Annotated in this window: 23 protein-coding genes and 1 pseudogene; 18 read left to right on the forward strand and 6 right to left on the reverse strand. The window is 36.2% G+C overall.

The window, feature by feature from the left end:
• Positions 1-134: 134 nt before the first annotated feature.
• The gene (locus EJF36_RS06835) at positions 135-1,301 is read left to right on the forward strand and encodes a D-alanyl-D-alanine carboxypeptidase family protein (RefSeq protein ID WP_125905596.1); all 1,167 of its coding nucleotides are present in this window, start codon (positions 135-137) and stop codon (positions 1,299-1,301) included.
• Positions 1,302-1,415: 114 nt separating this feature from the next.
• On the opposite strand, the gene EJF36_RS06840 is transcribed toward EJF36_RS06835, so the two are convergent.
• Positions 1,416-2,861 carry a UDP-N-acetylmuramoyl-L-alanyl-D-glutamate--2,6-diaminopimelate ligase gene (locus EJF36_RS06840; protein ID WP_125905597.1) on the reverse strand — a complete coding sequence of 482 codons (1,446 nt, stop codon included), beginning with the start codon at positions 2,859-2,861 and terminating at the stop codon, positions 1,416-1,418.
• 385 nt (positions 2,862-3,246) lie between these two features.
• Between EJF36_RS06840 and EJF36_RS06845 the strand changes: the two genes are divergently transcribed.
• Entirely contained in the window at positions 3,247-3,504 is a 258-nt protein-coding gene (locus EJF36_RS06845; RefSeq protein ID WP_125908297.1) for a hypothetical protein, read from the forward strand.
• 276 nt (positions 3,505-3,780) lie between these two features.
• On the opposite strand, the pseudogene EJF36_RS21805 reads toward EJF36_RS06845, so the two are convergent.
• Positions 3,781-3,941, reverse strand: a pseudogene (locus tag EJF36_RS21805) (biotin transporter BioY); the annotation flags it as partial.
• Between the two features lie 613 nt (positions 3,942-4,554).
• On the opposite strand from EJF36_RS21805, the gene EJF36_RS06855 reads away from it, so the two are divergent.
• From EJF36_RS06855 to EJF36_RS06895, 9 genes are all read left to right on the forward strand, one after another.
• Positions 4,555-4,944 carry a sporulation protein gene (locus tag EJF36_RS06855; protein ID WP_125905598.1) on the forward strand — a complete coding sequence of 130 codons (390 nt, stop codon included), beginning with the start codon at positions 4,555-4,557 and terminating at the stop codon, positions 4,942-4,944.
• Between the two features lie 179 nt (positions 4,945-5,123).
• A complete protein-coding gene (locus EJF36_RS06860) occupies positions 5,124-5,552 on the forward strand; it encodes a c-type cytochrome (RefSeq protein WP_125905599.1) in 429 nt (142 codons plus the stop codon).
• Between the two features lie 19 nt (positions 5,553-5,571).
• The gene (gene nosZ, locus EJF36_RS06865) at positions 5,572-7,449 is read left to right on the forward strand and encodes a Sec-dependent nitrous-oxide reductase (RefSeq protein WP_125905600.1); all 1,878 of its coding nucleotides are present in this window, start codon (positions 5,572-5,574) and stop codon (positions 7,447-7,449) included.
• Positions 7,450-7,508: 59 nt separating this feature from the next.
• Positions 7,509-8,072 carry a hypothetical protein gene (locus tag EJF36_RS06870; protein WP_125905601.1) on the forward strand — a complete coding sequence of 188 codons (564 nt, stop codon included), beginning with the start codon at positions 7,509-7,511 and terminating at the stop codon, positions 8,070-8,072.
• Positions 8,069-9,403: a nitrous oxide reductase family maturation protein NosD gene (gene nosD / locus EJF36_RS06875; RefSeq protein WP_125905602.1), complete on the forward strand. Its 1,335-nt coding sequence runs from the start codon at positions 8,069-8,071 to the stop codon at positions 9,401-9,403. Before EJF36_RS06870 ends, nosD begins: the two co-directional genes overlap by 4 nt.
• Complete coding sequence (locus EJF36_RS06880; protein ID WP_125905603.1) at positions 9,400-10,197, forward strand: ABC transporter permease subunit; 798 nt, start codon at positions 9,400-9,402, stop codon at positions 10,195-10,197. Before nosD ends, EJF36_RS06880 begins: the two co-directional genes overlap by 4 nt.
• Entirely contained in the window at positions 10,194-10,865 is a 672-nt protein-coding gene (locus EJF36_RS06885; protein WP_125905604.1) for an ABC transporter ATP-binding protein, read from the forward strand. The genes EJF36_RS06880 and EJF36_RS06885 overlap by 4 nt, the downstream gene beginning before the upstream one ends.
• Positions 10,862-11,779 (forward strand): FixH family protein, encoded by a 918-nt coding sequence (locus EJF36_RS06890; protein ID WP_125905605.1) that lies wholly within the window; start codon positions 10,862-10,864, stop codon positions 11,777-11,779. The genes EJF36_RS06885 and EJF36_RS06890 overlap by 4 nt, the downstream gene beginning before the upstream one ends.
• An 84-nt stretch (positions 11,780-11,863) precedes the next feature.
• Positions 11,864-12,895: an ICP22 family protein gene (locus EJF36_RS06895; protein ID WP_125905606.1), complete on the forward strand. Its 1,032-nt coding sequence runs from the start codon at positions 11,864-11,866 to the stop codon at positions 12,893-12,895.
• Positions 12,896-13,035: 140 nt separating this feature from the next.
• Here EJF36_RS06895 and EJF36_RS06900 read toward each other — a convergent pair whose 3' ends face one another.
• Complete coding sequence (locus tag EJF36_RS06900) at positions 13,036-14,235, reverse strand: glucose-1-phosphate adenylyltransferase (protein WP_125905607.1); 1,200 nt, start codon at positions 14,233-14,235, stop codon at positions 13,036-13,038.
• A gap of 387 nt (positions 14,236-14,622) precedes the next feature.
• Between EJF36_RS06900 and EJF36_RS06905 the strand changes: the two genes are divergently transcribed.
• The 6 genes from EJF36_RS06905 (at position 14,623) to EJF36_RS06930 (ending at position 17,272) form a co-directional block, all read left to right on the forward strand.
• Positions 14,623-14,838 (forward strand): YdbC family protein, encoded by a 216-nt coding sequence (locus EJF36_RS06905; protein WP_125905608.1) that lies wholly within the window; start codon positions 14,623-14,625, stop codon positions 14,836-14,838.
• 41 nt (positions 14,839-14,879) lie between these two features.
• Positions 14,880-15,143, forward strand: a complete 264-nt coding sequence (locus EJF36_RS06910; protein ID WP_395940625.1) for a YkvA family protein — start codon at positions 14,880-14,882, stop codon at positions 15,141-15,143.
• A 430-nt stretch (positions 15,144-15,573) separates the two neighbouring features.
• On the forward strand, positions 15,574-15,822 hold the full coding sequence (locus tag EJF36_RS06915; protein ID WP_125905610.1) for a hypothetical protein: 249 nt from the start codon (positions 15,574-15,576) through the stop codon (positions 15,820-15,822).
• A gap of 104 nt (positions 15,823-15,926) precedes the next feature.
• Positions 15,927-16,145 (forward strand): spore germination protein, encoded by a 219-nt coding sequence (locus tag EJF36_RS06920; RefSeq protein ID WP_125905611.1) that lies wholly within the window; start codon positions 15,927-15,929, stop codon positions 16,143-16,145.
• Between the two features lie 379 nt (positions 16,146-16,524).
• Positions 16,525-16,962, forward strand: coding sequence for a DUF4395 domain-containing protein (locus tag EJF36_RS06925; protein WP_125905612.1), 438 nt, complete (start codon positions 16,525-16,527; stop codon positions 16,960-16,962).
• Positions 16,963-17,152: 190 nt separating this feature from the next.
• Positions 17,153-17,272, forward strand: a complete 120-nt coding sequence (locus tag EJF36_RS06930; RefSeq protein ID WP_125905613.1) for a YjcZ family sporulation protein — start codon at positions 17,153-17,155, stop codon at positions 17,270-17,272.
• A 142-nt stretch (positions 17,273-17,414) separates the two neighbouring features.
• On the opposite strand, the gene hcp is transcribed toward EJF36_RS06930, so the two are convergent.
• Positions 17,415-18,707: a hydroxylamine reductase gene (hcp, locus tag EJF36_RS06935; protein WP_125905614.1), complete on the reverse strand. Its 1,293-nt coding sequence runs from the start codon at positions 18,705-18,707 to the stop codon at positions 17,415-17,417.
• Positions 18,708-19,007: 300 nt separating this feature from the next.
• On the opposite strand from hcp, the gene EJF36_RS06940 reads away from it, so the two are divergent.
• Positions 19,008-20,597 carry an alpha/beta hydrolase gene (locus EJF36_RS06940; RefSeq protein ID WP_125905615.1) on the forward strand — a complete coding sequence of 530 codons (1,590 nt, stop codon included), beginning with the start codon at positions 19,008-19,010 and terminating at the stop codon, positions 20,595-20,597.
• A gap of 80 nt (positions 20,598-20,677) precedes the next feature.
• Here the strand turns inward: EJF36_RS06940 and EJF36_RS06945 are convergent, their stop codons facing one another.
• Together EJF36_RS06945 and EJF36_RS06950 are read right to left on the reverse strand one after the other, a co-directional pair.
• The gene (locus EJF36_RS06945) at positions 20,678-20,956 is read right to left on the reverse strand and encodes a hypothetical protein (RefSeq protein WP_125905616.1); all 279 of its coding nucleotides are present in this window, start codon (positions 20,954-20,956) and stop codon (positions 20,678-20,680) included.
• Positions 20,957-21,056: 100 nt separating this feature from the next.
• Complete coding sequence (locus tag EJF36_RS06950) at positions 21,057-22,355, reverse strand: APC family permease (protein WP_125905617.1); 1,299 nt, start codon at positions 22,353-22,355, stop codon at positions 21,057-21,059.
• Positions 22,356-22,503: the final 148 nt, after the last annotated feature.

Genomic DNA, 22,503 nt, shown 5'->3' on the forward strand with positions numbered 1-22,503 from the left:
TGACATCGGACTATTACAATCAGTTTACTAATTTTACAAATCTTTGAACTTTGGTGAAAGAGTTTAAATAGTACCTAGTTTACTATAAAATAAAATAACAACCTTTTTTAAATAAAGTAGTAGAAGGTGCTTACGTGAAAAAAATAATTACTATTATCGTTTTGATAATATCGATATTCTTCCATTCTACAATAACGAGTGCTAATCCAATTGAATCTGCTCCTACCATTATTAGTGAAGCTGCCATTGTGTTGGATGCAAACACTGGTACAGTTCTTTATAAAAAAAATACAAGTAAAAAAATGTATCCGGCTAGTTTAACTAAAATTGCAACTGCTATATATGCCATAGAGAAAGGTAATTTAGATGACAATGTCATGATTAGTAGTAATGCAAGAAGTATCGATGGGACAAGAGTGTACCTAGAGATAGGAGAAGAAGTAACGTTAAGAAAACTTGTACAAGGTATGTTAATCAACTCTGGAAATGACGCGGCTATTGCGATAGCGGAACATTTGAGCGGAAGCGTTGAGCAATTCTCTATTGATATGAACAGCTACTTAAAAAATAAAATTGGTGTTAATAATACTAATTTTACAAATCCACACGGTCTTTTTAATGCAGATCATATAACAACTACATCAGATTTAGCTAAAATTACGCAATATGCTATAAGAAATATGACGTTTCGTGAAATTTTTGGCACAAAAGAGCTGAAATGGACTGGTAAAGCGTGGGACACGACTATTTATACACACCATAGACTTATGAGGGAGATTCCATATGTTGGGGTAACCGGTGGAAAAACAGGATTTGTTGATGAGTCTAAGCACACTTTGGCTACCACCGCTAAAAGAGGTAATTTGCAATTAATTGTGATTACGTTAAAGGCCAGTTATAAGTCGGATATATACAAAGATACTATGAAGTTGTTAGATTACGGGTTTACTAATTTTAAAACTTCAGTAATCCCAAAGGGAACTATTTATATTCAAAACGAGGAAAAATTCAGAACAACTGATGACATTATGTATACGTATTCAAAAAATGAGCATGTAACTAAACATCTCCATGAAGATGGCACTTTGGACGTTGTAGGGGAAGACGGGTCAATTATTTCTTCATTTAAGCTTGAGACAGATAGCGAGAAGAAAATAAAAAATGATGAAGTAAAAGGTTCCAGCATAATACAAAACGCAGATGTATCAGAAAAGGAAGAATATCCTTATATATATATGATGCTGTTTCTTTTTGCAGCGGGGTTTATTTACTATAAGAAAAAAGACGTATGGGGTGCCTAACCCCCAGTAAATATGCTCGATTTGGTGGGGGCTAGGTAACCTAAACGTCATGAGTAAATGTTTGTACATGAACGTACTGGTTAAGGCTATGTATAATGAACAGGTTGTGAAATCCTATGGTTCAAACTGCTCTGAAAACAAATATTTAACCGTTTCTGAATCGGTTTTAGTCGGTATTATGAAAGACTCTTTATATAATTCAGGTCCTTTTCCCGTTATCACTATGAAATCACCAGGTTTCGCGTTCTTCCAAGCGTACTCGATAGCTCTAGTTCTATCAGTGATTATTTGAGTCTTGTTCTTTCCATAGCTCGTAGAAAGTGCCTCTAACTCTAATGACATACTTGCTTGCTTAACCCCATTTAAATCATCCATTGTTAAAATAACCTCATCACTGTGCTTTATTGAAGTTTCTAACATTAAAGCTCTTTTTGAAGGGTCACCATTTCCTCTAAGTCCAAATATGTGAATCAATTTTCTAGGTTGGAAGCTCTTTACCGTATGTAAAAATTTCTCCAGTCCATCTGGTGTGTGTGCATAATCCACTATAAAGGTGATTCCTGAAGAGTGTCTATGGACTTCAAATCGTCCAGGAACCCCAGTAAATGTTTTCATCGCTTTCTGGATTGAGGGGACATCTACTCCAATTGCCAAGGCAACTAATATCGACGCAAGTGCATTATGAGTGTTATAAATACCTGGGAGTGGCAGCTCGACATTCCACTCATTCTGCAGCCATTTAACTTTAATAGTCGATTTGTTGTCATTTATCAACTGAAGGTTGTCTGAGTCCTTAACTCCATACGTATAAACGTTTAGCCCGTCTCCACGAAGCTTATCGACCAACCTTTTTCCCCAAGAGCAGGATGAGTTTATCACCGCTATTCCGTTAGGCTTTAACTTGTAAAATAATTTTGATTTACATAAGAAATAATCCTCGAGTGTTTTATGGTAATCGAGATGGTCATGAGATAAATTTGTGAAAATTGTAAAATCAAATTCTACTCCTTCAAGACGTTTCTGGTCTAGTCCATGTGATGACACCTCTACAACAGCAAATTCATCCGTGCTAACTTGTAGCATTTTTTGTAGTTCAAGCACATTAGGTGTAGTGGCTGTCGAATTCATTTCATGTCCATTGATATAATTAGCAACCGTACTGATTAAAGAACATGAACGTTGTGACGACTGAAGCAGGTGATGAAGCATATAAGCTGTAGTTGTTTTTCCGTTCGTTCCCGTTATACCAATCATGCCATGCTTAGACGAAGGGGTATTAAAATAGACCGTCGCCATTTTTCCAAGGGCTTCTCTTGCATCATGAACTTGAATGTAAGGAACAGGAAGATCATCTATTTCTTTTTCGCCAATAACGGCAACCGCTCCATTTGAAATGGCGTGTTGAATATATTTATGTCCGTCATCATGTATCCCTTTAATCGCAACAAATATATCTCCTTTTTCAACGGCCTTAGACCGAAATTCTATGTTATGTATTTTAATATCAGGAACAACCTTTTTGTTGAGATTTAGAGGCGATAGTAATTCCGTTAGCTTCATTTGAAACCTCCTGTCTGTCTAAGATGATATTATAAAAAAATGATAGTTATGGTCTCGACCTATAGTCAGCTTTACATATGCGTACAGTTATAGTTTTCATTATTAACTCCTTTTTATAAAAACAATACTTACACAAAAATTCACAAAGTATTAACAGCATTTCTCAACAATCCTTGCTCTATACCATAGAGGACAGTGAATCCCTAAATAGTTTATATGAGTGGGGAGAAGTTTTGAGTATCAAAAATGAGACGAAAATAAAAATCATGATCCTATACAGGCAAAGGCCCACTCATAAGACTAGGCCTTCGCATACAATTTCAAGGAAAGATCAAAGGAGGTAGTATACATGAACTTTGAGAATCCTTATTTCAGCCAAAATCCTATGGTTGACTTGCAAGATCAAAGAATTATAAGACCATTTGGCTTTGGACGTCCCTTTGGGTTTGGTAGACCGTTTTTCGGTCCCTTTGGATTTGGCAGACCTTTCTTTAGACCGTTTGGGTTTGGTAGACCGTTTTTAGGTGCACCGTTTTTAGGCGGTTTAGCCGGTGGCCTATTAGCAGGTTCTTTATTTAACCCATTTGTATATGGTGGATATCCTTATCCTTACTATGGCTTTGGGTCACCATTTTTCTACTAAAAAAGGTGCTGAAGTCATAATAGTTAACAAGCCGCAATCCTTAGTAAGGAGCGCGGCCTTTTTATGTGTTAAAAGAAAATTTTCGCTAGGTTCGTGTTAAATTTCAGACGTTAACGGTTCGAGGGGGAAGTTAACAAATCAAGCGCATATAAAAGTCAGGCCTTCCTAGAATCGCTTTGTAATTGACATCACTAGACTGGAGTTCAAGTTTTTATTACAAGCCATATTTTTCATGAAAAGTTGCCTCTAATGATTTAGACTATCATATTACTGGTAGCCAGCTGCCCCGATAATAAAGTATAAGATAGCTGACATCGTTTCATAGCGCGAACCAAGAATAGTAGAGGCTAGCCAGCTAGTGTTTGTCCCGTTATAGGAACAAGTGGCATTTGCGCCATGACGCCAATAATTGCTGTATATAAGGCTGTTACCATCATGATTCGTAGCTTTATCCGTTTTGTATATTTCTCATATCCTCCCGTATTTACTTATGTAAACTTATGCAATTGATACTTTAACATATGTGAGATTATTACTATGTAATGCTTTAATTAAGTTTTTGTAAAGTGATAATAACAGAGAGTTTCTAAATTGACAGTATTTATCAGTTTGCATTATTATTAACTTATTAATCTTATAAACACTCTAAAGGGGAGTAGCTTTCACAGCAAAGTCGTCAATTCAGAGCGTCAGGCTCTCGGCTTTGTTGGCAACTTTATTGTTGTTAGCAAGACCTTTACCTGCCATGTATGCTGGTAAAGGTCTTTATTTATTTCAAAAGCTTTTACCAGATGGTAGAGGTTTTTTATATAGAAGCAGAAAAATCTAGGGACAGATAACCAACTATGAACTTCAAGATAGTGTAAAGAAGTTACTTGTGAAAGTGAGTCGTCTTTGGAACTCACGACTTCGGCAACGCGAGATTTTTAGAGTGGCCGAGAGATTTTTAGAGTGTCGACATGTTTTGTCGATGAACACCACTCATTGAGATTTTTCAAATTTTCAAAAGACAAAACTAAATACATGAAAAATGAAATAGGAGGAGAAAACATGCTATTACGAAAATATATGTCTTTAATTGGTATCGGCTCAACAGAAATTGATTTGATTTTACCGAAGAATACGTTTAAAAAGGGAGAAGAAGTCAAAGGGTATTATTTATTAAAAGGCGGAACAATCGAGCAACAACTTAAACGAATTGAGTGTGACCTTGTTTTATCAGATGAGGTATCGGGGGCGGAAAAAGTCATTGAATCTACAACAATCTTAACCTCTATTACTATTCATGCAGAGGAATTACATCGAATTGATTTCACTTTCTGCATTCCACGACCAATCGATTTATCATCAAGTACTAAAGTGTATTCGTTTAAAACAAAGCTTGCTTTTACAAAAGGTGTAGAAAGTACGGACCATGATCCTATAATAATAGTTGAATAATTTATGATACCTAACCTTAAGTTCTGTGAAACACAACAGCGCTGTCGGTTAGGTTTTTTTGTGAAGATTTTGTGAAGAGTACATGAAACTATGACATAACGTGATTGGCATCACGCATAGATAAATTGTTATGTAATTTAATTGATATATATTCAAAATGATTAGAAGGAGGGGAAGAGATGAGAAATGGACTAATAATCTTTGTAATATCAGCAGTTTTAGGCTTTGGTGGCGGTTACTTCTTTTTTCAATTGACTGACTTTAGTTCAAAAGATGCATCTGAAAAGGTGAGCAACACACAACAGGAAAGCTCAATAGAAGAAACAGAAACTGTTGAAACAGTTGCGACTGCCAATAGCGACATTTTCAGTGCAAAAGGTTGCCTTGGCTGCCATGCTGTCGAAGGGCTTGGCTTACAAGGTGGGGCAACAGGTCCCGATCTTACCCATGCATATGAAAACGTAGAATCCAAGCACGGCAAACCTATTGAAGAATTCTTAAAGGAACCAACTTCAGCTGTTATGTCAGGCGTTATTAGTGGGAATCCACTAACAGATGAGCAAATCTCAAAAATCGTCGAGGCTTTAAAAGAAGCAAATCAAAAATAACAATGGAGGTGCTATTTGAATGAAAAAAGGATTACTTCCAGCTGTATCAGGATTAGTAGTAGGTATTGTTATTTCAACAGTGCTGTTTGCGGACCTAGGTGTTGGTCCTAAGTCATTAGCAAACGAGGATTCAGAGCATAAGTCTCATGCGGAAAAAGTATATGTTCCGTTTGGTGAGCAGGATGAGTATTATTTATTTGCCTCAGGTGGCCACTCAGGACAAATGTTCATATATGGTGTTCCATCAATGAGACACATACGAACGGTACCTGTTTTCTCGTATGATTCAGCAACTGGATATGGTTGGTCTGAGGAATCAAAAGAACTTTTAGGAAATTATACTTGGGGAGACTTGCATCATCCAGCCTTTTCAGAAACAAAAGGTGACTATGATGGGAAATGGATGTTTGCGACTGATGTAGGTAATAGTCGTGCCGCAGCAATGGATTTGGAAACGTTTACAGTGAAAGATATTATCGAGGTTCCCAATACTAGCGGACCGCATTGTGCAATGTTTGTAACAGAAAATACAGAATATATGTTTTTACCGACTCGCTTCTCTGTACCTTTAGGAAGTAAGTACGCACCATTAGATGATTATAGCTCAGAATATTATGGTGTTATGAGTGCTGTTCAATTTGATGAACAGAAAGAAGAACTAGGAGTTTCATGGCAGGTGGCATTACCACCTTGGAGCTATGACTTATCTGACGCTGGAAAAGGGCCTTCTCATGGCTGGGCTGTTATCACAACATATAATACAGAAGAAGCTACAACAAATCTAGAGATTAATGCATCTCAAGCAGACCGAGACTATATCGTTTTATTTAATTGGCAAGAGCTCGAAAAAATGGTAGCAGACGGACAGTATGAAGATGTAAACGGACAAAAAGTAATTTTCCCAGAAAAACATAAGGGTGGTATTTATTTAGTACCAGTCGCGAAGTCACCTCATGGAGTAGATGTTACGCCTGATGGTACGCGATTCATTGCTTCAGGCAAACTTGCGCCAGCAATGACAGTATACTCCTTCGATAAGGCATTCGAAGCCATTGAAAAAAATGATTTTGCGGGCGAAAAATATGGTATGCCTGTTCTAAACTATGATTCTGTAGTTGAGCGCGAAGTAAATCCGGAAAATGCGTTAGGACCACTTCATACACAGTTTGATGATGAGGGTATGGCATATACGACTATGTTTATTTCATCTGAAATCGTGAAATGGGATCCTAACACAGGTGAAACGCTAGATCGTGTGCCTGTTCAGTACTCTCCCGGACACTCTGTTGCTGCAGAGGGTGATACGGTTGCACCAGATGGTAAATATCTCATTTCTTTAAATAAAATTGCGAAAGATTCGTACCTTTCAGTTGGACCATCACATCCTGAATCTATGCAGCTTATTGACTTAACAGGTGAGAAGATGGAAGTTATTCAATCAGCACCAGTAAATCCAGAGCCGCATTATGCTCAGATTATTAAGGCAGATAAAATTAAAACAAAAGAAGTATATGAAAAAGATGAATCGAATCCATATGCAGTGTATGCACAAGAGGATACAAGAATTGAACGAAAAGGCAATGAAGTACATGTGTATGGTATAGCAATGCGTTCTAAGTTTATTTTTGATGCTAAAGCAAAGCGACCAGACGTTATTGAGGTGAACGAAGGCGATAAAGTTGTAATTCACTTAACAAACATAGATTTTGATGAAGATATTACGCACGGATTCGCGATCAATCGATATGACTTGAATTTTGAAGTTCAACCCGGTCAAACAGAAAGTGTCGAGTTTGTTGCGGATAAGGCAGGAACATATCCGTTGTATTGCACAAATTTCTGCTCTGCATTGCACCAGGAAATGACTGGATATTTATTGGTAAAGCCTAAAAATTAATGTTTGATGAGGGAGTTCACTACAGTAAACTCCCTTCTATTTAAAAAGGAGGACAACACATGCCTAAGAAGCTATCGGTTCCTTCCATGATATTGTTGTTTGTTGCCGCGGCTTGTATGTTTATCTCAATATTTTTCCCTTGGTGGGGCATGCGTTTTTTTGCTCCACAATATCCAGAAGGATTAGATATCATCGTGTATCCTTATAAGATGGAAGGTGATATATCCATCATAAACGGTCTTAATCACTATATTGGCATGAAGCCGTTTAGTGAAGAAAACTTTCCGGAATTAAGCTTTCTTCCATATATAATCGGAGGATTCGCTATTATCACCATGATTGTTGGCCTACTTAGAAGTAGAAAACTACTATATGTACTAATAAGTTTGTCAGGAGTGGGAGGCATACTTGGTATATATGATATCCATCGATGGCTGAAAGATTTTGGGACGGACTTAGATCCAATGGCACCGATAGAAATCGCGCCATTTGTCCCACCTGTATTAGGTGAAAATACGTTAGCAAACTTCATTACACACAGTTATTTTACGTACGGCTCATTTATTGTAGGTTTTGCAATTTTACTACTAATCGTACCTCTTTGGAAGGATAGAAAGATATGAAACAAGTACGTGTTATTATACAGTTTTTCTTTATTTCTGCTATTCTCTTGCTTGTTACTAATGTAAATGCTGAAAATGAGCAATCGTTACAACAATTAATTAACAACACACCAGTTAATGGTGTGTTGCAATTAAAAGATAAGGTGTACGATGGGAATATTTTTATCACTAAACCTATTACGTTGATTGGTAATAGGGATACGATTATTAGAGGATTAGGTACCGGGAATGTCATAACTGTAAACTCTTCTTTTGTTCACTTGGAGAATATTAGTGTAATGAATAGCGGGCAAGACCGAAATTCTGGGGAAGAATATGCCGCTATAAAACTACTAAAAGATAATAACTCATTGAAGAATATTACAGTAACAAATAGCTTTCATGGCGTGTATTTGAGTCAATCACATAACAATATTATTGAAAGTGTAAAAGTTATTGGGAGACAGGATGGTGAGATTGCTGGCCAAGGGAATGGCCTCCATTTGTATTACTCGAATAATAATATCTTAAAAAACAATACAATTACGGGAACTCGTGACGGTATATTTTTTGATTATGCTAACGGAAATATTGCAAGCCAAAATACAATCACTCACACGAGGTATGGGCTTCACTACATGTATTCGGATGATAATCAATTTGCTCAAAATATATTTAGTTATAACTTAGGTGGTGCAGCGATTATGCACTCAAGACGAACAACATTAAATCATAATCAATTTATTTTAAATCAAGGTACACGCTCTTACGGACTTCTGCTTCAAGCAAGTAATGAAAGTATAATAATGGAAAATTTTTTCTTTCAAAATCAACGGGGTATATATGTAGATCAATCACAAAATAATCAAATTACAGGAAATAAATTTCTACAAAATCAAATTGGAGTTGAAGTTTGGGCTTCATCCACTAATCAAATTTTTTCGAAAAATGAGTTTATGAGTAACGTTGCTGCAGTTCTTACTTTAGGTGGCAAGGATAAAAATAAGTGGAATAAAGATGGATTCGGAAATTATTGGGGGCCCGCTATACCTGTATTGGATTTAGATCAAAATGGTATTGGGGATGCTCCTGTTCAGTATAAATCCTCATTGTATAAACTAGTTGAGGAAAATGAGTTGGCCTTTTTATTTTTAAATAGTCCCTCTATTAAAATATACGAAAAAATGAATGAACTTATTGATAAAAAACAAGTCATGCTAGCGGATGAATTTCCACTGTTAAAGCATTCTACTGTAGTAAAAACAAACAACATCATGGCCGTTTTAGTGTTGTCTCTACTTCTCATAATATTAAAAGGAACTGTGCAACGAAAAAGGAGAAGAGAACTATGAATTATATTTTAAAAGAGTGGAAAGAGCAAGCAAGAGGCAAAGGCATTTGGCTTTCATTATTAATCATTATGCTTCTTTCAGTCTTTTTACTGCTAGAGGCAAGGACATTACCAGTGGAACAAGGCTTTACTGTTTTACTTTTATCAATGTTTGAAATGAATATGTTTGTACTTCCCTTGCTTAGTATTTTTATTGCTTCGTTTTCTATTATGCAGGAAAAAGAGCTAAAGACGATGATGATTTTACTAACTAAGCATGAATCATATATAAGTTTTTTAGCAAAAAAGAGTATAGCTATTCAATTGGTTGTTATAGCGGTTATAGTAGCCTGGTATTTTCTGTTTGCGCTTGTTATGAAGGTTTTTTTATATTTCAATGTGTCACATTTTCTACTATTTATTTTAGCCGTGTCAGTTATGGTCTTTATTTTTAACCAAATTGGTGTAGCATTAGGAAGTATTTGTAGCACGAGGATGCAATTATTAGGTGCAAATATTCTTACATGGTTTTCTTTTGTCTTTTTAATAGATTTAATGTTTTTACAGCAACTTTCTAATGTCACGTATGACAATGTACAACTATTCGCATTTTTTTATTTCCTAGACCCTTTACACACGATTCCATTCTATTTAGAAACATCTCTAGAAGTATTTTCACTCGAGCACATGTCACGATTAATGAGCAAAATGATGTGGGCTTCCCCTACGGTTTTTATGATTATGAACCTTGTTATTTGGAGTTGTTTATCGTTTGTTGTGGCTATTGTTCTACAGAGAAGGGAGTCAAAATCATGATTAAGTTAGACAATGTGTCTTATTCTTATTCAAATAAAGTTGTGTTACGTAACATTCAGCTCGAGGTTGAAAAACATGAATTGTGCGCGCTGGTTGGGCGGAATGGAGCTGGAAAGTCTACACTTATACAACTTATGCTTCAACTATTACCATTGAAGAACGGTTATATTACGTTGAATGGAATTCCTATTCAAAAAAAAGGCTGGAAGAAGTTTGTCTCGTATTTACCAGAAAAATTTCAGTTGTATCAACATTTATCAGCCAAAGAGAATCTCGAGTTTTTTGCTTCAATGGAAAGACAAAGCATAAATTATGAGAAAATAAAAGACACGCTGCACAAAGTAGGATTGTGGGAGGATCGCAATGTACATGTAAAAAACTATTCAAAAGGTATGCTACAAAGACTAGGGCTAGGCATCATGCTTTATTACGACACTGACATTCTAATTCTTGATGAACCAACGAGTGGCTTGGATCCTATCGGTCGAATAGAAATATTAAATATATTAAAGTCTTTAGAAAATAAAACAATTCTTCTATCCTCTCATCACATTGAAGAAATCAGACAAGTCTGTTCACATGTCGCATATTTAAAAAATGCCACTTTAACTAAATATACAATTCAACAATTTGAAAGTGAAATTTTACTAGAGGGGGCACTTGTGTGAAAAAGATAATTACTGTTTTCATAATTATATTTCTTTTGACAGGCTGTAATAATACATCGAGTTGGGATGTATCCATAGTAGAAGCTCCTTCCTATAATCAAGGAGAACCATCGCATGTTGTCTTTCAGTTAAGTGAGGACGGGAAGCCTTTAACCGGTCTAGATGTAGTGGCTAGTTTTGAAATGACAAAAATGGACCATGGTTACATTGATATTCCTTTACAGGAAAACGAATCAGGATTGTACGAAGGGAATATCACTTTACCCATGGCTGGTGAGTGGGAGGTTTTGTTGCAAATCTCAAACAATAAGCAGGTAGTAGAGAAAATAGTGACTTTTAATGTTGAAAATAATGAGGTAAGTGTAAGTGCTGGTGATGTTATTGCATCAATTAATGGAGATGAGATTAATAGTGAGGATTTAGCATTTTATAAAGCAATTAATCAATTGCAAATTGCCATGTACCGAGAATATGATCGTAATAGATATGAAGGGGCAGAGCTTGATGCAGCTCTTACGTATTGGGATAGCCAAGAAAAAGCAATTGATAATCCAAACACGCTATTAACACAAATCATTCGCTTACGAGCGGTCGCATTATTAGCGAAAGAAAAAGGACATTACGCAAGTCAGCATGAAATCGAAGCTGAGCTTAATAAAGTGAAACAGACGTATGCTGCTAGTCCTGCAGCAACAAATGTTATTGCTGAATATGGAGAAGAGAGATTTTGGAACAAGCAACAAGAGCAGTATGAGCTAATTGTTCTTTCTAGTAAAGTACAGCAAGATGTTATTGAAAAAGTGAAGCAAGCGAACTCCGAAGCTGAAACGAGAGAAGTGAATGTGTTAGCACAAAAGAAATATGAAGAACTGTTAGTTTCGCAAGTTGGTACGCTAAATATTGAAATTTATTAGAAGCACCTGTCCCATGTTAGGGACAAGTGCTCTTTTTTAGTTAAATAACTATAAAACATTGAGGAAAATGGGAATATATACAAAGTGGACTCATATAATGAAACATTTCATGGTAAATATCGTCTATTTATTATAAAAGATGAAAAAGAAGGAGGGGAACCTTTCACAGGTTATAGTGATATGAAAAAATTAGTGGTTAGTATGCTATGTCTTATTACTGTGTCACTTTTTGTTCTAACTGCGTGTAATAGCGGAAATACCGAACAGGTCCAGGAGGGCAATGAAACCGTCGAAGTTACTTCTTCTCAACAAAATACAACCGATGACGCGGAAACGTTAAATGATGAGGGTAGTGGTAATGAAAGTAATGCGTCATCTGATGGAGAAGACAGCGGTACAGAGGAGACAAATACAGTGGACGGCGATAATTCCGAGCAAGCAAATCAAGAGGGCGAGAGTAGCGCAGAGCAAACGGATTCAGAAGACGAAAGTAGTGGAGAACAAGCGGGTTCAAACGAAGACCCTGGAAACGATAGCAGTACAAATTCTGAAAGTCCAGAAGCTGATGAAGAAGACGAAAACAATAATAATGGTGAAAGTGATGTCGCTCTTAATGTAGAAGCTCTCGCAGTCACCATTGTGGAAGCACTAAAAAATCATGATATGGAAACAGTCGTAGCCCACTCAATTGTTAGTGACAATGAGGGGGAGGGCTTACTATTTTCACCTTATATTTATATTGAAAACAACGCCTTAACATTAACACAGAGTGAATTGTTAAACTTTTTTTCGATTACTTCAACATATACTTGGGGCGTTGAAGATGGGACTGGATTTCCTATCGAATTAACTCCTTCTGATTATTTCAATCGATATGTTTATAACAAAGATTATAGTAATCCAGACGAAGTGCATGTAAACAATTTAATGCAACGCGGGAATTTGATAAATAACGTTGCCTCTGTGTTTCCTGGTGCAGCGTATGTTGAATTTTTTATCGAAGGTGATCCAAACATTGGAGGGATGGATTGGGGAAGCTTGCTTTTCGTGTTTGAGCAAAATACTTCTGGTTATTATCAATTAGTGGCTATTGTACATGATGAGTGGACTATTTAAGAGTTTCACTATGAGCAACCAAGCATACACGAAAGCAGCTTCAATAAAAAGCTCCCAAGAAATCCTTGGGAGTTTTATTTTGGGTATCTACTAGGTAAAAAGAAAGGGCATCGCTTTTAGCCATTTAGAGATAAACGTTTTTATTTGGAGTTGATATTTTTTATCCATTTTTCATTGTAAGCATTATCAATTATGTGAGAAGTTATGATAGGACTGGTGGCATAAACAGTCTCATTATCACCAATTAAAGTTAATTCACTATAGGGAAGTGTAGATCCCACTTCACTAAACGATTTAATGCATGTGTTTTTTCCAACAACAGTGCGAGAAACAGTCGCATGTTCACCAATAATTGTATGTGGTAATATAACTGAATCTTTTACAACAGCATTTTTATGAATGATTACATCGTGCGATATTACCGAATTAACAACAGTGCCAAATATTTTACAGCCTTCGCTGATTATTGATTTTTTTACATTTGCCTCATCATTTACATACATGGGAGGGAGGGCCTTGTGCTCTGTATAGATGGGCCAATACTCCTTATGTATAAGAGGGTTTGTTTCATAAGTTAGTAAGTCAAGGTTTGCTTCCCAATAACTTTCTATCGTTCCGACATCCTTCCAGTAACCTTTAAAAACGTAAGCATGTAATTGGCAGTTATCCTGGATCATAGTAGGGATGACATCACGACCGAAATCTCTTGTAGAATCTGGAATACCCTCTACAAGCTCTACATATTTTTTTAAAACACTCCATTTAAAACAGTAAATTCCCATGGATGCAAGGTTGCTTTTTGGATTTTGTGGTTTTTCCTCGAAATCTAAAATCCGATTAGAGGTAGTGTCAATAGACATAATGCCGAAGCGTTTTGCTTCATGCCACGGAACGTTGATGACAGAAATAGTGGCATCAGCATCAGTTTGGATATGCTTGCGTAACATATAAGTATAATCCATCTTATAGATTTGATCTCCGGACAAAATGAGAACGTGCTCAGGATTTTGCTGATCAATATGACGGAGATATTGATACACAGCATGTGATGTACCTTCATGAGATTGCTCAGGAGAAAGTACACGAACTTTGCTTTCGTTTTGGGTAAAGCCCCAATGTGATCCATCCCCGATATAGTTATATAATACATGTGAGTAATGCTGCGCTAACACATCAACTGTAGTTATCCCTGAGTTTCTGCAATTACTTAGAGTAAAATCAATTATTCGAAACTTACCTCCAAATGGAACAGTTGGCTTAGGGGTGTGTTTCGTTAAATCTTTTAAGCGCGTACCTTTTCCACCCGCTAAAACTACGGCAATGTATTGGTTTTCCGACATAGTCTCCCCCTATTCATTAATGTCATTTTTTACGGTCAGTTAATTAACTATATTTTACAAAAATTCAAGCGGGAAGATTGTCAAAAACCCACGAAAAGTAAATGATAAAATGTGTATTTTTTATAGGAGCTACACTCCTCAATACTTATCTTTTACTTGAAAACTAAATTAACTAATCGTCTTTTCAAAGACAATGTGTTGTGTCCATCATAAAAAGGAAAGTAGACAAATATTACATTTACAACTAAAAATAAGGTGTGAAAAAATCACCTGTCCATGGAATAGGAGGGACAGGGGTGGTTATGTAGATAATCTTCACACCATTTCGTGATATGATGTTCATATAATGGTAATCGCAATAAAGTAATTAAAAAAAGGAGTTTACATATGTCAGAGATTAAATTTGAAATTGTAGAGCAAATCGCAGTTCTTTCTGAATCGGCTAAAGGTTGGACAAAAGAGCTGAATTTAGTAAGTTGGAATGGACGCGAGCCGAAATACGACCTCCGTGATTGGTCGCCTAATCACGAAAAGATGGGGAAAGGTATTACACTGTCTGAGGAAGATATTAAAAAGTTAAAAGAAGTACTTAAAACTCTTTGATTTAAAATTTTAGCAAAGAGGAGGGGCATATAGTGAAATTTATGAAAAGAATTAAGTTTATATTTAAATTCTGGAAATTTGGACCGTTTTTAGTTGATTTTTTTCTATCTAAACAAGTGTCTTTATTTAAGAAGCTATTCGCTGTATTGTTTGTGGTAGCCTATGCTTTTTTTCCGTTTGATCTAATCCCGGATGTGTTATTGTTTTTTGGAATCGTGGATGACCTTGTTCTTGCAACGTTCGTGCTAGAGAGAATCGTGAAGCTTTCACCACCTGCATTAAAAGAAAAATATGATTTAATATAGTGAATGAGGGGCAAAGGGTGTAGATGCCCCTTTTTTGTTTAAGGTTTTAATGAATCACATGTCGTAAGTTGACGGTAATTGTTAGTTTTTGTCGGTACGTGGTACGCAATACATGCACCACACTATAAACCCACTTGTATCAAGGGTGCAAAAGACGTCGGAAAAGGTCGGTACTATGTACCGTCAAGAAGCGACAACCTTCGACGTTTCCAGTGCGAAAAAAAGATATAGAACGTACTAAAAACTTGTCCTATAATGAGTGCCGGTCCTAATTAAGAAGCGATCTATCATTACATTTAGCGGATTTTAACATATACGAGCCGTGAGTGTAAATAGCTGATTTTTTTAAAAGATGTATGTTTGTCCATTTCAAGCTAACCATTATTTTCATCTATATATATTATCTGATATGAAGGAGTTGTTAGATAATATGGGTGAAAGAGAAGGTAACTTGAGAATCCCACGTCCGCCCGATGTTGTGACGATTGTTTTTGAGCGAAATCCCTTTACAGGAGTGTTAGAAATTGTGGGTGCTACTGTTATCGGTAGTGCGCGTCCTTGTCAGCGTCTGTTAGATGAAGGGGATTCAGTAAAACGTGCGGCAAACTGTTTGTTGAAAAATGGATTCGAATTAGAATTTAAATCCCGAGATATTTTACTTTTTAGGAGGGACCGATAGTAGATTTTATGATTGGATGTGATATGGGATATCACATCTTTATTAATAATTTTAATAATGCACGGGAATAAATCAAATAAGATAAGAAGGGAGAGTGAATAATTATGCCTACTATTATTTTAGGCCCAGTTAATATTCGAGAAGCAGGAGGAGTTGTTGTGTTTGGTGATACATTCTATATTAGTCCAAAAGATACAGCAAAAACTCTTGCAGGATCTGGTGCGATTAATACTGGAAGTCTCGTTATAACCAATAATGGATTTAGCACGCTAAATAATGCCGATCCTGATACAATAGACCAACCGACAACAACGGTCGTATAGAAACTAATAAGTATTTAGACACAAAAATAAAGGCCTACTCATTTAGATTTAAGTACTAGAGAGCAGGCTTTTTTTGTGTAAGTAATATTGTAGGGGGATATGGTGATGGTTACACAACTTTCGGAGAAGTTGAATGGCAAGGTTCACCTGACTTCCAACGTGAGTTGTTTGCAGACTATTTACGTAAGCTTGACTCAGAAATTGATGCAGCAACAATTGTTGATGATCGTTTAGAAAAAGCTAATGACTAATAATGATAAAACTGCCTAAAGTGTGAACCATAGGCTTTTTTTTGTGCTGTTTTCAAGTCATTTTTCTTCACAATACAGAAATAATCGAGTAAAATACTTATAATCACATAAGAAAGGTTGGGATTAATGTGCAAGAAGTCGACACTCAAAGTATCCCTCGTCCTTTAGTTCGCGCGAATCAATGGTTTATTGTAATCAGCGTTGTCTTAGCTCTAGGTCTTAACCAAAGTTGGATTTTAGTGCTTCCATTAATTAACGGACTACTCGGGCTTACTATATACTTTAATCCAATAATGCAAGTTGCGAAGAAATTCCTGAAAAAACATCCTTCTGAGTACATCAATGAGGATCGTGCGCAACAACAATTTAATCAGTGGATATCTGTAATTTGTATAACCTTATCGTTAATTGGGTTTATAACGAATAATCTTGTGATTGGCTATATGTTTGCTGTTATGGTTGGAGTGGCGGCGCTTGTGGCAATATTAGGTTTCTGTGTTGGCTGCTTTATTAGGTTTCAATGGCAACAATTTATATATAGAAGAAAAACGTCAAGCTCTAAATAACTACTATAACGTCTGTATAGGTGCAGGCGTTCTTTGTGTTCTCAACATTTTTCATTCCGCATTCGCCCGTTCCCTCATTTAATGAAATTTTTTATTCCCATATTCGCTATGTCTTCCATAGTATGTATTGTGCACATTAATCAAACGCCACATGGTGTAATTGATTGAGACACAATGGGAGGTGAAAGGTATGAGTGGTGCTGTAGGTGGATATGCAGGTGGTGGCTTTGCCTTACTTGTTGTATTGTTCATTTTATTAATTATCATTGGTGCTTCATTTGTTGGTGGTTATGGTGGTTACGGCTATTAATAAAAAGTAAGCTACCAAAAAGCACACGTGGAATAACCATGTGTGCTTTTGGAGGTAAATTACTGTTGCTTCGTGTGAAAATCTAATTTAACAAAGGCTAGCGAGAAATCCCCTTGAAAATCTTCGATTTAGTTGGAGAGGTTCACGACAAAGCCATCATTGTTTCGAGGTCTTCTTGAGCAGATCCAATTAATTTTAAACCAAAGGTGTTAACTAAAACATCTAACACACCCTCAGAAATAAATGCTGGTGGCTTTGGTCCAATTCGAATATCTTGTATACCAAGACTGAACAAGCCTAATAAAATCGCAACCGCTTTTTGCTCAAACCACGATAGTACGATACTTACAGGTAGCTCGTTCACTTCGCATTCAAATGCATCTGCGAGTGCCATAGCTATTTTTACAGTGGAGCCGGAGTTGTTGCATTGACCTAAGTCGATGTAACGAGGAATATCTGTGCCTGGAACAGTACCGTAATCTACATCGTTGAAACGAAATTTTCCACATGATGTTGTTAAAATAACTGTTTCTGGTGGTAAAGAAGTCGCAAGCTCGCGATAATAGTCGCCGCCTTTACCAGGTGCATCACAACCAGCGATAACAAAGAATCTTTTAATTTTCCCATCTTTAACAGCTTGAATTACTTCTGGCGCTAAACCAAGTACTGTTTCATGATGAAAGCCTGTTAGTAGTGTTTCATCAGACTCTATATTTACTTCTGGTAATTGTAATGCGCGTTCAATTAATGGTGTAAAGTCATCTTCTGTTATTTTTGGTACGCCTTCAAGCCCAGTTACTTCATATGTCCACATACGGTCTGCGTAAGTACCCTTTATTGGCATCACACAGTTAGTTGTAGCAAGAATGGCGCCAGGGAATTTTTCAAATAACCGACGCTGGTCATACCAAGCTTTTCCTATATTCCCTTTTAAATGTTCGTATTTTTTTAGGTGAGGATACCCGTGAGCTGGAAGCATTTCTGAGTGCGTGTATATATTGATGCCTTTGCTTTGCGTTTGTTTTAAAAGCTCTTCAAGTGCAAATAAGTTGTGCCCTGTTACGACAATGGCTCTGCCTTCGATTTTGTTTTGTGAAACTCTTATTGGTTGAGGAATACCCAATCGCTCTGTATGAGCTTTGTCTAACACATCCATCATACGTACGGCAGCTTGCCCCACTTGCATCGCCATATCAATATGTTCTTGTACATTAAAGTTCGAGTTTGTTAATGTCATATACAATGCTTCATGTGTAGTACGGTCAACAAATTCATCTGTATATCCTAGTTGTCTTGCATGCGTACGGTACGCTGCAATCCCTTTTAGTCCAAAAATCATGGTGTCTTGTAAACTTGCAATTGTTTCATCTTTTCCGCAAACACCAACGACTGTACAGCCGCCAGGTGCTACCTGCATACATTGATGACAATACATGAGAATGCGCCCCTTTGTTTGTAATTGTGGTTTTCCCTTCGAGAAGAAGGTTTTGATCTTGCATAAAACTAAAGACAGTAAATAAATCGTTGTCTTTGCTTTTATTAGATTATGAGATTCCTATTGTGATAGCCGTGATTTGAATCACACCTACATGCGAGTTCGAAAAATTGTCATATAGTTTTGAAGCTCTCCATACAGACGTATTGGCTAACATCATGACTCTAAGGTATGATATAATATAACAGCTATTTCGACATAAATTTACTAAATTTTACATATTAAAAGGAGACTTTAAGAATGCAGGAGCCTGTTTTTCTTCGACAGAGTGTCACCTCTACACCCTCTCTATATAAATACTTAAATAGGTTTATTGGCACTATAAATGTAATTGTATTCATTGCTAGTATCGTCTATTTTTTGAATCCGAGTACTCACGCTGGTTGGAATGTACTTGGAGGTATATACATTGTATTGCTATTAAGTAATGGGCTTTTAATTTATTTAAAACCGTATACAACAACATTTATGCTTTGGTACCCGTTTTTACTAGCAATCTCTATGTTAACTATGGGCATACTAAACTACTCAATATCGAATTCATATGAAGCAAAGCCTTTAATGCAGATGGTTGTATATATAGCTTTTTTATTACCACTTTTCGTGGCAAGCATATCCACTTTTCTTGAAGAAAGATATTTCGAACCTCATAAGCTGTTTAAAATAATATTAATAGTTATGGTAGGGTTTGTTTATTTGTTAGGTTTTTATTTCTCATCTATAATAGTTGTGCCTTACGAGCATGGGGTAATAGAAGCAATAGTCACGTCGTTTTCGCTATTGTTTGGATTTGTATTTTTTGCTGCTACCATACTAATTAGTAAATTAATAGATAACAGAAAACTACTTTTTATTGCTGGTGGTATAGGGCTTATTATTACATCAATTCATTTCTTACCGTTTTTATCTACACAAAGTACAATTGTTAATTTAGACAAGCAATTTAAAGAAGCGTTTCAAGAACCGACGAATAATAAAAGTTTTTTACGGCACCCATTCTCCATTCCGGCCTATTTTGTTGGAATGCCACAACAAGATATTCAAATCGAGAAGGATGTAATTTTTTACGAAGATGATGACATTACATTGCGCTTTGATGTATTTATGCCTAAAGAGAGCCAAACCACAAAGCACCCTGTTTTAGTTCGTATACATGGAGGAGCCTGGAAGTCAGGCGATAAAGGTGCTGACAATGTGATGCAAATGAACAAGTATTTTGCAGACCAAGGCTATGTTGTTTATGATATACAATATGGGTTATCCACCTTAACAACGTACGATCTAGGTATTGATACACCAATGCACTTAATAGGACCATTTACAATGGATGATATGCTTTCACATATTGGTATATTTACAAACTATTTAGCTGAGCATGCAAATGAGTACAAAGCAGACTTAGATTCTGTCTTTTTCTCTGGTGGATCAGCAGGTGGACAATTAGCAACAGCTACAGCCCTCGCAATAGAGAATGGTAGTTACAATGATATATTTAGTGATACCATTACGGTTAAAGGGTTAATCCCATTTTATCCAGCCAACAAAAGTGCGAGAGCTATTAATATTACCGGACGAGACGAGTTTCTTGAGCCAGAAAATTTGATAAGAGAAAGTAGTCCCCCAACTCTTATATATCAAGGAAAGAATGATAGTCTTGTAGACTGGGAAACGGCACAATCCTTTAAAGATAAGAGCATGGAGAAAGGAAACAAGCACGTGGCAATAGGCTATATGCCTTTTGCAGGACATGCTAGTGATTATTATTTCCCTGGATTTTATAATCAAGTTTTTCTTTACTATATGGAACGGTTTATGTGGATGTATAAATAATAGGATTAACATAGTGAACGATTACGTGTAGTTATAAATTTTACACAAAAGCCCTGTATACATTAAAAGTAAACAGGGTTTTACACTCTAAAAAATAGGGCGCCATATACAAGATAAGCGGGAGCTGACAATAGTAAGATAATGTTGATTAGCAACGCTGTATAAGAAGGATGAGTTTGCTTTTGACGGGCTGCAAGGAAACCAGTTAATACACCAAGTCCACTAAAAGGAAACACTGCTAGTATGCTAAACGTATCAAAGAGTTGCGCTGAACCAAGAAATACTACATCTATGATAGCAATCATAATCACATTCGTAGCTATAAAGTATGATAATAACGCCCAAAGGTTTTTAAACATTTCAGATATACTCCCACATAATATTTTCATTAATCCTCTTACATAATAAGTGTTACTATGTCTTTTTTTGTATAAACAGTATTGCCTATAGTGGCATGTCTTAATTTGATTTTGATATATTTTTTAAAAATAAATGCTCAAGTAGAAAAATAAACAATATAGCTCCTGTTGATACAAAAACAATCAAAACATCAGTTTTTACTTTCACCCAGATAAAAGCAAGAAGTACGATGCTGTCGAACATTATTGCTAGTAAGATAATAATAGGATTGGCATCCACTTTTTTTCGTAAATGTTTAAGTACTCCCCAATGAATAATAATATCCATCACCAAATATAGAATGGCTCCCATTGAAGCTATTCTAGTTAAATCAAATAGAATAGTGAGTATTATGGCAACCACAGTAGTATAAATAAGAGTGTGCGTTTGCACATGCCCTGGCATACCAAAATGCTTATGTGGAATAAGCTCCATTTCTGTTAACATCGCAAGCATACGTGATACTGCAAAGATACTAGCAATAATCCCTGAAATAGTTGCAATAATGGCGAGAATCGCCGTAAACCAAACCCCATATTGCCCAAGAACGGGTCTAGCTGCTTCGGCTAAAGCATAATCTTTGGCTTGAATAATTTGTGATATTGATAAATTACTAGAAACCGCCCATGCTAACAAAATATATACGAATAAACTAATCATAATTGATATAATAATTGCTCTTCCGATATTCTTGGTAGGTTTTACAATCTCAGCACCACTATTTGTTATAGTAGTGAAGCCTTTAAAAGAAAGTATAGTTAAAGCAACTGCTGCAATATAACTACTGATACTTAAATTAGAGGCATTGCTACTTGGTGCTAGTTCGAGCTCAAAACCTGTTATCCATAAGGCAATGAACGCAAAAATGACTAAACCTGCAACTTTTAATAATGAGATGATTGATGTAAACGATTGAATAAATGTATTACCAGAAACATTTACTATAAAAGCAAAAATAAGTAGCCCAACTCCTAATATTGGAACTAGATAATCTCCTTGTTCAGTATTAAACAGCTGTAACGTATATGTTCCAAAGGTACGTGCTACTAAGCTTTGATTTAGAATCATGGAAGCAGCCATAAATATTGCGGCACTTGCTGTTACCGTACTTTTCCCATAAGCCTTAACTAAAAACATACCAATGCCACCTGCAGAAGGAAACTCTTGACTCATTTTAATGTAAGAGTACGAGCTAAATGCGGTAACTATTCCACCTATAATGAATATGACGGGAAACCAGTATCCTGCCAATTCAGCAACTTGACCAAGCAATGCAAAAATACCAGCGCTAATCATAACCCCGGTTCCCAAACCGACAGCACCGAACAGTGTAATACTATTCCGATTATATTTACTCATCTATAACACCTCTCTGGTATTTGTTTTCTACTATAGGTAGTACCCCTTCTAACGAAAAGTATGCGTATGTTAGCTTCATATTTGACCAGTACTAATAAAGAAAATAGTTTAAGTGATTGACAGCGTTTACATAATTAATTATGCTAGA

The organism is Bacillus sp. HMF5848, assembly GCF_003944835.1.
Lineage (GTDB): Bacteria > Bacillota > Bacilli > Bacillales > HMF5848 > HMF5848.